14 protein-coding genes are annotated in these 12851 nt (G+C 60.6%); 8 read left to right on the top strand and 6 right to left on the bottom strand.

Translation table 11 applies throughout. The features are described from left to right. Positions 1 to 9: 9 nt before the first annotated feature. Complete coding sequence (locus FHX14_RS09240) at positions 10 to 1164, bottom strand: FAD-dependent monooxygenase (protein ID WP_184376931.1); 1155 nt, start codon at positions 1162 to 1164, stop codon at positions 10 to 12. A gap of 28 nt (positions 1165 to 1192) precedes the next feature. Continuing rightward, complete coding sequence (locus FHX14_RS09235) at positions 1193 to 1438, bottom strand: zinc-finger domain-containing protein (RefSeq protein ID WP_003539274.1); 246 nt, start codon at positions 1436 to 1438, stop codon at positions 1193 to 1195. Between the two features lie 166 nt (positions 1439 to 1604). Here FHX14_RS09235 and FHX14_RS09230 point away from each other — a divergent pair, with 166 nt between their 5' ends. The 7 genes from FHX14_RS09230 to FHX14_RS09200 all read left to right on the top strand — a co-directional run bounded on the left by FHX14_RS09230 (position 1605) and on the right by FHX14_RS09200 (position 8839). After that, positions 1605 to 2390: an alpha/beta hydrolase gene (locus FHX14_RS09230; RefSeq protein ID WP_003586698.1), complete on the top strand. Its 786-nt coding sequence runs from the start codon at positions 1605 to 1607 to the stop codon at positions 2388 to 2390. Between the two features lie 153 nt (positions 2391 to 2543). After that, entirely contained in the window at positions 2544 to 3377 is an 834-nt protein-coding gene (cysE, locus tag FHX14_RS09225) for a serine O-acetyltransferase (protein WP_054183201.1), read from the top strand. A 142-nt stretch (positions 3378 to 3519) separates the two neighbouring features. After that, on the top strand, positions 3520 to 3723 hold the full coding sequence (locus FHX14_RS09220; RefSeq protein WP_012557538.1) for a DUF3126 family protein: 204 nt from the start codon (positions 3520 to 3522) through the stop codon (positions 3721 to 3723). Between the two features lie 274 nt (positions 3724 to 3997). Next, a complete protein-coding gene (locus tag FHX14_RS09215) occupies positions 3998 to 4369 on the top strand; it encodes a phasin family protein (RefSeq protein ID WP_003586693.1) in 372 nt (123 codons plus the stop codon). 276 nt (positions 4370 to 4645) lie between these two features. Further along, on the top strand, positions 4646 to 4996 hold the full coding sequence (clpS, locus tag FHX14_RS09210) for an ATP-dependent Clp protease adapter ClpS (RefSeq protein ID WP_003586692.1): 351 nt from the start codon (positions 4646 to 4648) through the stop codon (positions 4994 to 4996). A 10-nt stretch (positions 4997 to 5006) separates the two neighbouring features. Then, positions 5007 to 7499: an ATP-dependent Clp protease ATP-binding subunit ClpA gene (gene clpA, locus FHX14_RS09205; protein WP_184376930.1), complete on the top strand. Its 2493-nt coding sequence runs from the start codon at positions 5007 to 5009 to the stop codon at positions 7497 to 7499. Between the two features lie 173 nt (positions 7500 to 7672). Next, positions 7673 to 8839: an MFS transporter gene (locus FHX14_RS09200; protein WP_246713370.1), complete on the top strand. Its 1167-nt coding sequence runs from the start codon at positions 7673 to 7675 to the stop codon at positions 8837 to 8839. Positions 8840 to 8841: 2 nt separating this feature from the next. On the opposite strand, the gene FHX14_RS09195 is transcribed toward FHX14_RS09200, so the two are convergent. From FHX14_RS09195 to FHX14_RS09180, 4 genes are all read right to left on the bottom strand, one after another. Beyond that, positions 8842 to 9267 (bottom strand): HIT family protein, encoded by a 426-nt coding sequence (locus FHX14_RS09195; protein ID WP_184376928.1) that lies wholly within the window; start codon positions 9265 to 9267, stop codon positions 8842 to 8844. A gap of 53 nt (positions 9268 to 9320) precedes the next feature. Then, positions 9321 to 10511, bottom strand: coding sequence for a GNAT family N-acetyltransferase (locus FHX14_RS09190; RefSeq protein WP_184376927.1), 1191 nt, complete (start codon positions 10509 to 10511; stop codon positions 9321 to 9323). A 78-nt stretch (positions 10512 to 10589) separates the two neighbouring features. Continuing rightward, entirely contained in the window at positions 10590 to 11309 is a 720-nt protein-coding gene (locus tag FHX14_RS09185) for a glycerophosphodiester phosphodiesterase (RefSeq protein WP_003586685.1), read from the bottom strand. Then, complete coding sequence (locus FHX14_RS09180; RefSeq protein WP_003586684.1) at positions 11306 to 11776, bottom strand: RidA family protein; 471 nt, start codon at positions 11774 to 11776, stop codon at positions 11306 to 11308. The genes FHX14_RS09185 and FHX14_RS09180 overlap by 4 nt, the downstream gene beginning before the upstream one ends. A gap of 136 nt (positions 11777 to 11912) precedes the next feature. Between FHX14_RS09180 and FHX14_RS09175 the strand changes: the two genes are divergently transcribed. Continuing rightward, positions 11913 to 12749: a cell envelope integrity EipB family protein gene (locus FHX14_RS09175; protein ID WP_003586683.1), complete on the top strand. Its 837-nt coding sequence runs from the start codon at positions 11913 to 11915 to the stop codon at positions 12747 to 12749. The last annotated feature ends 102 nt before the right edge of the window (positions 12750 to 12851 follow it).

Genomic DNA, 12851 nt, shown 5'->3' with positions numbered 1-12851 from the left:
CGATGCGCTTTATGGCAGACGCAGGGCCCGGTAGCCGTAAATCCAGTCGAGGTCCGCCGCGAGGCTTTGCGGCGGCTTGAGGCCAAGCACGAGATCGCGGCCGATCCGGATCGGCCCCTTGGCATGATAGGCGAACCGGTTGAAGGCGCCGCGCTGGCGAAGTTTCGCGATGCGCGGCGCTCGATGGCTTTCAAAGAGCTTTAGAGCTTCCGCCGTTGGACGATTGGAAAGAAACGCGGCAAGTTCGTAGGCGTCTTCGATCGCCATGGCCGCGCCCTGTGCGGCAAAGGGCATCATCGCATGCGCGGCATCGCCGATCAGAACCGTCTTGCGGCCGTCCTGCCACGCACCGGCGGAGGTTTCGAACAGCGGCCAGAACGTCAGGTTCCGGTGTTGGTCGAACAGCGAGACGATCGCGGCGTTCCAGCCGGAAAAGCGTTTCCTGAGTTCTGCGCGCTGCTCGGCCGTCGGTTCGCTTTGCCAGGCCTGCGGCGCGATATTGCCGGCGGTGATCGCCACCATGTTGAAGCTGGCGGTCTCCCTCAAAGGATAGCAGACGAGATGCGCCGACCCGCCGAGGAAAGCGCAAACGCTTTGCCGGTCGAGAAAACCGGGCGCTTCGCTTTCGGCAATGGTGAAGCGGTAGGCGATATTGCCGGAAAACCGCGGCGAGGGGCTGCCCGGAACCAATTGCCGCAGCTTCGACCAGACGCCGTCGGCACCGATGACGACATCGGGGTCCCGCTCGAAATCCGGCAGCGCCGATTCCATCCTGATACCAAGGTGAAGCCGGCAGAGCGGATCGGCCTCCACCGCGGCCAAAAGGGCTTTCTGCAATGTGCTGCGATGCAGGACGCCATAGGGAGCGCCCCAGCGCTGCCGTGCGAATGCGCCTGCAGGCACGGCTGCCAGCTGGCGCAAAGAACTGCCCGAGATCAGCCGGATCGTTTCCGGCTCGAGCCAGACCTTTGACAGCCCGTCAAGGATACCGAGTTCGGCGAGGATGCGCGAGGCGTTGGGCGAAACCTGCAAGCCGGCGCCCACCTCGGTGAGTTCGCCTGCCTGCTCGAAGATGTCTGAGCTGATGCCCCGGCGCGAAAGCGAAAGCGCAGCGGTCAGCCCCGATATCCCGGCGCCGATGATGGCGGCATGTTCGACCGGCATTATCCGTCCGATCCGAAATCTGGACGGGTTACGCCGCCTTCACGTGGAAAACACAGCCGGCCGGGTTGGTCTGGCTCGGCTTGAGCGCGGAATTGAAGCGATAGAGCGTCGAGCAGTAGGAACAGACCTTCTCGTTGTCGTCGCCCATGTCGATGAAGATATGCGGATGATCGAACGGGGCCGAAGCGCCGGTGCACATGAATTCCTTGACGCCGACTTCGATAACCCGGTGACCGCCGTCGTTCTGGAAGTGGGGAATGTTGTGGCCGGCCATGTCGCTCTCCGAATGCTTGAAATCTACGCGGACCTTATAAGTCTTCGCCGCAAATGTGTAGAGCCAAAGCGCCGCGGTGGGTACTGTTTTTAGGCACAGTTTCTGGCTTCACGATGAATAGCGGCTCGATTATGGTCACGCCGAAAAGGCCCTGAAGGAAGACGCGATGAACCTGAACACGCCTGCATTTTCAAGCTTCACGCATGATGGATTGAAGCTCGCCTTCTTCGATGAGGGCGATCCGGCCGGCGTGCCCGTCTTGCTGATCCACGGATTTGCTTCGACCGCAAACGTCAACTGGGTGCACCCCGGCTGGCTGAAGACGCTGGGGGATGCCGGCTACCGGGTGATCGCCGTCGACAATCGCGGCCACGGCGCAAGCGACAAGCCGCACGATGCCGAAGCCTATCGTCCGTGGGTGATGGCCGGCGATGCGATCGCGCTTCTGGATCATCTCGGCATCCCGGAAGCCAATGTCATGGGTTATTCGATGGGCGCGCGCATTTCGGTCTTTGCCGCCCTTGCCAATCCGCATCGGGTCCGCTCGCTGGTGCTCGGCGGTCTCGGCATCGGCATGACCGACGGCGTCGGCGACTGGGATCCGATCGCCGATGCGCTGCTTGCTCCCTCGCTCGAGGACGTCACGCATGACCGTGGCCGCATGTTCCGCGCTTTTGCCGAACAGACCAAGAGCGATCGCGTCGCCCTTGCCCTCTGCATCCGCGGCTCGCGCGATCTCGTTGCCCGCGCTGATATGGGAAAGCTCGACATGCCGACGCTGATCGGCGTCGGCACGAAAGACGACATCGCCGGCTCGCCGCAGGAGCTGGCGGCGCTGATGCCCGATGCCGAAGCGCTGGATATTCCGGGCCGTGATCACATGCTCGCCGTCGGCGACAAGGTTTTCAAGCAGGCGGTGCTGGCCTTCTACGCGAAAGTCGCCAGGGGATGATGTCTCGGGTGACATTGGCGGGTGACATCATCGTGATGCCGAAAACCCATGCTAAAAAACCATGGCGACGGCACCCATTTATGTTATTGGCGTTTTCCACTATATATTGGCATTCCGAAAACGGCATTCCTGTTGGCAACGAGGAGAGCGGCGATGGTCGCCAAGACTGATATTCGTGCTTTTGAGACAGGTCAGCCGCTGAAGGTGATGGATCCCATCTGGGACAGCCTGCGCGAAGAAGCCCGGCTCGCCGCCGAACGGGACCCGGTTCTTGCCGCCTTCCTCTACTCGACGGTGATCAACTACCATTCGCTCGAGGAATGCGTCATCCACCGCATCTGCGAACGTCTCGATCACCCCGACATGCAGGCAAACCTGCTTCGCCAGACCTTCGAGGAAATGCTCTCCGATTGGCCGGAATGGAGTTCCATTCTGCGCGTCGACATCCAGGCCATCTACGATCGCGATCCCGCCTGCCTGCGGTTCATGGAAGCCGTGCTCTATTTCAAGGGTTTCCACGCGCTGCAGACACACCGTCTCGCCCATTGGCTGCTGAACCGCGGCCGGCGAGATTTCGCGCTCTATCTGCAGAGCCGCTCCTCCAGCGTCTTCCAGACCGACATCAATCCGGCCGCGCGGATCGGCAAAGGCATCTTCCTCGATCACGCCACCGGCCTCGTTGTCGGCGAGACGGCTGTGATCGGCGACAATGTCTCGATCCTGCATAACGTCACGCTCGGCGGCACCGGCAAAGAGGGCGCCGACCGCCATCCGAAGATCGGCAGCGGCGTCATGATTGGCGCCGGCGCAAAGATCCTCGGCAATATCGAGATCGGCTACTGCTCACGCATCGCCGCAGGCTCCGTCGTCTTGAAGGCGGTGCCGCCGAAGAAGACGGTCGCCGGCGTGCCGGCCAAGGTCGTCGGCGAAGCCGGGTGTTCCGAGCCGTCGCGCAACATGGACCAGGTGATCGGCGCCGATATCTGATCGGCTGCCGGAAAATAAGGATTGGGAAAAGTCGGCGGTCCTCGGGCGGGGATGGAAATTGCCAACTGGCAACCTTGCCTTTACACCGCTGCTTTTCCTGTGCAAGAAGCGGCCAATCAAGACCGTTTACGGAGATAACAGAGTGAAGCCTGAAGAAATCAAGAAGCTCGACGCCTATTTCAAACGCACGCTCAATCCGCAGATCGTCGTCAAGGCGCGTCCGCGCAAGAATGATTCTGCGGAAGTCTATCTCGGCGAAGAATTTCTGGGCGTCGTCTATATCGATGACGAGGACGGCGACCGCTCCTACAACTTTTCGATGGCGATCCTCGACGTCGATCTCTGACCTGCTCGAACGCTTTCCAAGGGACCGAACGGCGCGATCCGTTCGGTCCTTTTTTTGTTTTCTGGGCTTGGGGCCAAAATTTATTTGAAGCTTCAGGTTGCGCTTATCTGATATATATTAGCAAAAACAGTTAAAGACGTACGTGCCCCGGCGCGCATCCTTTGTTTTATTATTGTCGCACAACCCATAGGTGTTTTGCAATGCACAAGACTACTTGACTATTTGTGCGTTGCAGCTACCCTGCCGCCATCCCACAGCCCAACGGAGGACGGTCATGTTCAACTTTGACGACGCAAACAAGAAGAGCAAGGAAGCCGTTGATACGGCGCTGAGAACCTATTCGGATACGACCAGAGGCTTCCAGGCGATCGCTGCCGAAGCTGCAGACTATTCGAAGAAGTCCTTTCAGGACGCGGTGACGCATTTCGAAACGCTGGCCGGCGTCAAGAGCTTCGAGGCCGCTTTCGAACTGCAGACCAACTACGTCAAGAGCTATTTCGAAGGCCTCGTCTCCGAGACGACGAAACTCAGCGAGATGTATGCCGATCTCGCTAAATCCGCTTACAAGCCCTATGAGGCGCCGATCGCCGCTGCCGTTGCCAAGACCACCCGGCAGGCGCAGCCGGCAACGCCTGCCGCTGCATGAATTGACTGCGACGGCGCAACCTGCGCTACATATTGAAAATTATGGACCGGCTACGCATCTGTAGCCGGTCTTTTTGTTTCCACTTTCGCTGTAGCACCTCCGTGGGACCGGCCGGGGACTTTTTTGGTCTTTCCCGTGCATGCCGGCCATTTCTTGATTGCAGTGACTGACAGGGGGCTTAAAATCGGCCTATTATGAACTAAGTTAGTGTTTCAGATATTCGGCGGGAAAAGCACCCTCCCATGCTCCGCCGGATTGCTTGAGGAATGAATGACAATGATCGCAAAGCCGATCCGGATGCAGAACGACAGCGATAGGAACGGGGAGAACGGAAATCGAACCTCGGTCATCACACGCACCAAGCCGAAGACCAAGAAGCCCAATCTCTACCGCGTGCTGCTTTTGAATGACGACTACACGCCCATGGAATTCGTCATCCATATTCTGGAGCGTTTTTTTCAAAAGGATCGTGAAAGTGCCACCCGCATCATGCTCCATGTCCATAACCACGGCGTCGGCGAATGCGGAATATTCACATACGAGGTGGCGGAAACGAAGGTCAGCCAGGTGATGGACTTCGCCCGGCAACACCAGCATCCGCTGCAATGCGTCATGGAAAAGAAGTGAGGATCTGAACGTGCCAACATTTTCGCCTAGTTTAGAGAAGGCGCTCCATCAGGCACTGACCTTTGCCAACGAGCGGCACCACGAATATGCGACGCTCGAGCATCTGCTGCTCGCCCTGATCGACGATGCCGATGCGGCCGCGGTCATGGGAGCCTGCAATGTCGATCTCGACGCGCTGCGCAAGACGCTCGTCGAATATGTCGATAACGAACTCTCCAACCTGATCACCGGATATGACGAGGATTCGAAGCCGACCTCCGGCTTCCAGCGTGTCATCCAGCGTGCCGTCATCCACGTGCAATCCTCCGGCCGCGAAGAGGTGACCGGCGCCAACGTGCTCGTCGCGATCTTTGCCGAACGCGAGAGCCATGCCGCCTATTTCCTGCAGGAGCAGGAGATGACCCGCTACGACGCCGTCAACTATATCTCCCACGGCATCGGCAAGCGCCCGGGCGCTTCGGAAGCGCGCCCCCCGCGCGGCGCCGAGGAGGAAGCCGAGAGCAGCAAGCCGACGGCGCGCGGCGGCGAGGAAGAGGGCGGCCCGAAGAAGCAGCAGGATGCGCTCAAGGCCTATTGCGTCAATCTCAACGAGAAGGCCAAGGGCGGCAAGATCGACCCGCTGATCGGCCGTCACGCCGAGGTAAGCCGCACCATCCAGATCCTGTGCCGCCGTTCGAAGAACAATCCGCTCTATGTCGGTGATCCCGGCGTCGGCAAGACGGCAATCGCCGAGGGTCTGGCCAAGCGCATCGTCGAAGGCAAGGTTCCCGAAGCGCTCGCCGATGCGACGATCTTCTCGCTCGACATGGGCACGCTGCTTGCCGGCACGCGCTACCGCGGCGATTTCGAGGAGCGCCTGAAGCAGGTCGTCAAGGAACTCGAGGAATATCCGGGCGCCGTGCTGTTCATCGACGAGATCCACACGGTGATCGGCGCCGGTGCCACCTCGGGCGGCGCGATGGATGCATCGAACCTCTTGAAGCCGGCTCTGTCGTCGGGTGCGATCCGCTGCATCGGGTCGACCACCTACAAGGAATATCGCCAGTTCTTCGAAAAGGACCGGGCGCTGGTTCGCCGATTCCAGAAGATCGACGTCAGCGAGCCGTCGATCGATGACGCGATCGAGATCATGAAGGGCCTGAAGCCCTATTTCGAGGAATACCACCACCTGCGTTATTCCAACGATGCCATCAAGTCGGCCGTCGAACTCTCGGCCCGCTACATCTCCGACCGCAAGCTGCCGGACAAGGCGATCGACGTGATCGACGAGACCGGTGCGGCCCAGATGCTGCTGCCGCCGTCGAAGCGCCGCAAGCTGATCACCGAAAAGGAGATCGAGGCAACGGTCGCAACAATGGCGCGCATTCCGCCGAAGACCGTCTCCAAGGATGACGAAGCGGTGCTTGCCAATCTCGAGCAGGAACTGCGTTCGGTCGTCTATGGCCAGGATATCGCCATCGAAGCCCTTTCGACCTCGATCAAGCTGGCGCGCGCCGGCCTTCGCGAGCCGAACAAGCCGATCGGCGCCTATGTCTTCTCCGGTCCGACCGGCGTCGGCAAGACCGAGGTGGCAAAGCAGCTGGCATCGTCGCTGGGCGTTGAACTGCTGCGCTTCGACATGTCGGAATATATGGAACGGCACACGGTGTCGCGCCTGCTTGGTGCACCTCCCGGCTACGTCGGTTTCGACCAGGGCGGTCTTCTCACCGATGGCGTCGACCAGCACCCGCATTGCGTGGTCCTGCTCGACGAAATCGAGAAGGCGCATCCCGACATCTACAATATCCTGCTGCAGGTCATGGACCATGGCACGCTGACCGACCATAACGGCAAGAAGATCGACTTCCGCAACGTCATCCTGATCATGACGACGAATGCGGGCGCATCCGAAATGGCCAAGGCGGCGATCGGCTTCGGCTCGTCCAAGCGCACCGGCGAGGACGAGGAGGCGCTGACCCGCCTGTTCACGCCGGAGTTCCGCAACCGTCTCGACGCGATCATTCCTTTCGCGGCATTGCCGACGGCTGTCATTCACAAGGTCGTGCAGAAGTTCATCATGCAGCTGGAGGCCCAGCTTTCCGAAAGGAACGTTACCTTCGACCTGCATGAGGATGCGATCGCCTGGCTGTCGGAAAAGGGTTACGACGAGAAGATGGGCGCCCGCCCGCTTGCCCGCGTGATCCAGGACACCATCAAGAAGCCGCTTGCCAACGAAATCCTCTTCGGCAAGCTGAAGAAAGGCGGCGTCGTCAACGTCACGGTCGGCCCGAAGGAAGACGGCAAGCCCGGCATCGTGCTGGAGGCCATCCCGGATACGGCGCCGATCAAGCCGAAGCCGGAAGCCGAAGTCGTCCATCCCGACGCCGACGATCAGGGCGACGGCGAACTGAAGACCAAGGCGGCGCCCAAGTCCCGCGCCAAGACGGTCCCGCAGGCCGAGCCCGAGGTCCGCGACGCCCCGAAGAAGGGCAGCACGGTTCCGAAGGTTCCGCGCAAGAAGTAAGATCCACCAATTGAAGAAGGCCGCGTCATGCGGCCTTTTTCGTCTTGGGACTTTTTCTCCCGCTGAACCGGCCGCATCTCATCGAGGCGGCATTAGCCAGTCAGCTCCAGTGGGCGAGGCTGCACCATCGTGGCTGTTATCGGAGTGTCATGCTTCGGACCTACGAGTGGACCATGCACCGTCATTTCCTTGTCCTGTTTTGTCTCACGCTGACCCAGATCACCGGCTGGGGCGTAGTCGGCGTCCTGCCCGTGATTGCGACGCCGGTGGCAGCGGAATTCAAAACCTCGCTGCCGTCGGTCTTTCTGGGAACCTCGGTGATGTTTGTCACAATGGGGCTTGCCGCACCCTGGGCCGGCCGCGCCTTTCGCAGGTTTGGAACGCGCCAGGTCATGGCGGCGGGAGCGGGCCTGATCGGCCTAGCTCTGTGCCTGCTCGCGCTGTCTCCGAACCTGCCTGTCTTCTGGGTCGGGTGGGCGCTGACCGGACTGGCCGGCGCGATGTTCCTGACGACCTCGGCCTATGCCTATGTCGCGGAATACGCAGAGGATCGGGCGCGAAGCCTGATTGGAACATTGATGTTGGTAACCGGTCTGGCAGGCAGCGTCTTCTGGCCCATAACCGCCTTTCTCGACCACCTTGTGGGGTGGCGGCAGGTTTTCGTCGTCTATGCCAGTGTCATGGTTTTCATCATCTGCCCTTTGGTCCGCTTCGGCCTGCCTGCCACCGGGACGGCGACCGCAGCGACAGCTGATCGGCGACGCGGGCGATGGGAACCTGTCTTCATCCTGCTGGTCGCCGCCATCGCCTTGAACAGCTTTGTCACCTTCGGCGTCGAGGCAGTGGGAATCAAACTCCTGCAGTCGATGGGGATGGATCTTGCCGGCGCCGTCGCGATCGCCTCCCTCCTTGGGGTCTTCAAGGTCGGCGGGCGCGTGATCGACCTTCTCGGCGGGCAAAAATGGGATGGATTGTCTACCGCAATTGTCTCCGGCGCGATGATCCCAATGGGACTGGTTACGATCTGGATCGGCGGCGCCGGTATTCTATCGGTGGGCGGCTACCTCGTCCTGTTCGGGGTCGGCAGCGGTGCCTTTGCCGTCGCACGCGCCACGATGCCGCTCGTTTTCTTTGAGAAGGCCGATTATACGGCCGCGATGGCAACCATCGCCCTGCCGATGAACCTGATGAACGCACTCGCCCCGCCCGGCATAGCGGCGCTGATGGCCGGTATCGGGGCGCAGGCGACTTTCGCGGTTCTGGGCGGGCTGAGCATGGCGGCTTTCGCAGTTCTGTTGCAACTGAACGGCATGAAGGCGCGGCCAGCACTCGCCAAATGACCTTATGCCAGCGCCGCCCGGATCTTTTCGGCATGGGCGGCAAGCACGGCGCCATCCTCCATCTTGCCGGAGTGCGGCTTGAGTGCGGTGCCCTCGTGGCGCGGGATGACGTGGAAATGCAGATGGAACACCGTTTGCCCGGCGGCCGGTTCGTTGAACTGGGCGACGAACACGCCGTCGGCGTCGAAGACCTCCTTGACTGCATTGGCAATCTTCTGGACGACGGTAATCGCATGGGTGAGGGTGGCTGGATCGGCATCGAGAATATTGCGCGACGCCGCCTTCGGCACGACGAGCACATGGCCCGGCGCCTGTGGCATCACATCCATGAAGGCAACCGTATGCTGGTCCTCATAGATACGGTGCGAGGGAATTTCGCCGCGCAGGATCTTGGCGAAGATATTGTTGTCGTCATAGGCGCTGGTCATCGCGAAATCTCCTCATTTCATCTTGATCGGGTAACGCCGCCAGCAGGGCGGCGTCAATCCTCCTGCTGGCGCTCGCCCTTGCGGAAGGGGCTGTGTTCGCTCAGCACCTCGCTCATCTGTTCGACATCGGCGCGCTCGCGGGCGAGATAGTCGCCGATCGCCCGGCGAAGGCCGGCGTGGGCGACATAATGGGCCGAATGTGTCGTCACCGGCAGGTAGCCGCGGGCGAGCTTGTGTTCGCCTTGGGCGCCGGCCTCGACCCGCTTCAGCCCTTTCGATAGGGCGAAGTCGATCGCCTGGTGATAACAGACCTCGAAATGCAGGAAGGGATGATCCTCGACGCAGCCCCAGTGACGGCCATAAAGCGTATCGCCGCCGATGAAATTGATGGCGCCGGCGATATAGCGCCCGTCACGCTTGGCCATGACTAGCAGGATGTCGTCGGCCATGCGCTCGCCGATCAGCGAGTAGAATTTGCGGGTGAGGTAGGGCCGGCCCCATTTGCGCCCGCCGGTATCCATGTAGAATTTGAAGAACTGATCCCAGATGCGTTCCGTCAGGTCGCGGCCGGTCAGCCAGTCGATGCTGATGCCGTTTTCGAGCGCGGCGCGCCGCTCCTTGCGCAACGCCTTGCGTTTGCGCGACGCGAGTGTTTCGAGAAATTCCTCGTGATTGGCATAGCCGTCATTGATGAAATGGAACTGCTGGTCGGTACGGTGCAAATAGCCGTCCATCTCGAAAACGCCGATCTCCTCATCAGGCACGAAGGTGACGTGGGCAGACGAGATGCCGAGCCGGCGCACGACCTCCTTCAGGCTTTCGGCGATCGCGCTCTGGATCGGCAGTCGCTGCAGTCCCTCGGCGACGAGAAGACGCGGGCCCGTCGCCGGGGTGAAGGGGATCGAGCATTGAAGTTTGGGATAATACCGTCCGCCGGCCCGCTCGAAGGCATCGGCCCAGCCGTGGTCGAAGACATATTCGCCCTGGCTGTGGCTCTTGAGGTAGCCGGGCAGGGCGCCGATCAGTTCGCCGTGCTCGGTCTCGAGCAGCAGGTGGTGGCCGAGCCAGCCGGTCTCGGCGCTGGCCGAACCGGACTCTTCCAGCGACGACAAAAAGGCGTGCGAGACGAACGGGTTATAGGCAAGCGTCGGGCAAGTCTTCGACGCCCCGGAAAGCCTGGACCAGCTTTCCGGGGAAATCGCGGTGAAGGAGCGTTCTACGCGAATGGATAGTTCATCGGTCATGGGGCAGATACGAAGCCTGTGGGAGAATAGTCTCGGCTCTGTCTCAATCTGCGCATGATCTTGGCCAAAAAGCGAGCGTCAAACCGCCACACGCGGGTCGAAGCCTTCGAAGGTCATCTGGTCCGCGTTGGCGAAGGTGCGCCGGCGCGCTTCTTCGTCGCGCACAGTCCAGGTTATGACGGGGATGCCCTTTTCACGTTCGCCTGAGATGAAGGCGTTCGGCAGGTCGTCATAATAATAGGAGATGAAATCGAGACCGATCTCCATCGCCTTCGCATGCGTCGCAAACTCCTCCGGCGTGTTGCCGTTGGCGGTAAGACCAAGCGGGTAGGGGGCGTCAAGCGCCTTCAGATCGCGCAGCAGCCAGTGGTCGAAGCTCATCAGCGCCACCTTGCCCTGATAATCCTGAAGCACTTCGAGCACGGCTTCTGCAAATCCCTCGTCATCGGCCTCGCGGCCCTTCAGCTCCAGCACCAGCGGCACCTTGCCCTGGACGAGATCGAGGAGCTGGCGGAGCGTCGGCACCTTGTCTCCAGTGCCACCGACGGCGATCAGTCCGAGCTCACGGGAGGTGCGCTCGCGGATGTCGCCCGGAAGATTGCAGAGCCGTTGCAGGTCCTCGTCGTGAAAGACGACCGGCACGCCGTCGGAGGCGTAGTGCAGGTCGCATTCGATCGCAAAGCCCGCTTCGACGGCGCGCGAAAAGGCTGAAAGCGTGTTTTCCCAGACGAGTTTATTGAGGTCGTGATAGCCGCGATGGGCGACCGGCACGTCCCGGATCCAGGCCGCATTGGTCATTCCGCGATTTCCATGATAGCATCGATCTCGACGGCGGCGTTCAGCGGCAGGGCGGCCATGCCGACGGCGGCACGCGCATGTTTGCCGGCCTCGCCGAGCACGCCGGCAATCAGGTTCGAAGCGCCGTTGATGACGAGATGCTGCTCGACGAAGTCGGGCGCCGAGGCGACGAAGCCGTTCAGTTTGATGACGCGCCGGATGCGGCCGAGATCGCCGCCAAGCGCCGCCTTCGCCTGGGCAAGGATGTTGATGGCGCAGAGTTCGGCGCCGCGCTGGCCGCTCGCAACGTCGACGGTCTTGCCGAGATGGCCGGAGACGGCGATCTTGCCGCCTTCGAGCGGCAGCTGGCCGGAGATGTAGAGAAGATTGCCGCTGATGACGTAAGGAACGTAATTTGCAGCAGGCGCTGCGGCTTCGGGCAGGGTTATCCCCATCTCAGTCAGGCGCTTTGCAATTTCATCCGACATTTTCGTCTCCGCTTTTGTTGTCAATTCTTCAAAAATTATGCATCAAGACTAGAATCTTTAATATGACAGGTTCGAGCCTCGATTTGGCCGAAAGCGTTCTTATAACATCGCGACCGAGTCCAACAGGAGTTAATGAATGTTCCGATCAGGTCTTGTCGCTCTGCTTCTCGCCAGCGTTTCCGCCAATGCATGGGCGGCTGCGCCCGCGGTAAGCGCTGCGATCGCGACCGGCCTCGTCGCACATCGCGCCGTCTACGATCTGGAACTGAAGGATGCCTCTGACCGCTCCGGCATTGCCGGCATGTACGGTCGCATGGTCTATGAGTTCGACGGCAGTTATTGCCAGGGCTTCACCACCAACTTTCGCTTCGTGACGCAGATCGACACCGGCGACAGCGTCCGCGTCAGCGACCAGCAGACGAAGACCTTCGAGAATCTCAAGGACGGCAAGTTCACCTTCGACACCAAATCCTTCACCGACCAACAGCTCGACAAGGAGGTCAACGGTGCGGCTCAGGATCAGCCGGATGGCGTCAAGGTCGATCTCAAGCAACCGTCGAGCCGCGAACTGCAGCTTGCCGAAAGCCGGTTCCCAACCGAACATATGCTCGACGTGATCCAGAACGCCAAGGACGGCAAGCGATTCTTCGAGGCCCGCGTCTTCGACGGCTCGGATGACGGCGACAAGTCGCTGGTGACGACGACGATCGTCGGCAAACAGGAGACGCCGGTTGCTGAGGAGGCTGATTCCGGCAATGCCGGCGCTTTCTCCAAGACAGCCTTCTGGCCAGTGACGATCGCCTATTTCAACGAGAATGCAAAGTCCGATGCTCTGCCGGTCTACCGCATGTCGTTCAAGCTCTATGAGAACGGCATCACCCGCGACCTGACTATGGATTACGGCGATTTCGTTCTGACCGGCAAGCTCGCCAAGCTGGAATTGCTCGATCGCAAGGCCGAGGCTTGCAAGTAAGACTGGAGCTTTTCGACTGTCATAAAACTGTATCATAAAGTTCATTATTGTGCGGCGACCAGCGATGATTGAGTCGTCTTCCGTCGTCCTGCTTTTCGGGTC

Source organism: Rhizobium sp. BK619 (genome assembly GCF_014195245.1).
Classification (GTDB): domain Bacteria; phylum Pseudomonadota; class Alphaproteobacteria; order Rhizobiales; family Rhizobiaceae; genus Rhizobium; species Rhizobium acidisoli.
Note: the sequence above shows the minus strand (reverse complement) of the source record. Positions and strands in the feature narration are given on the sequence as shown.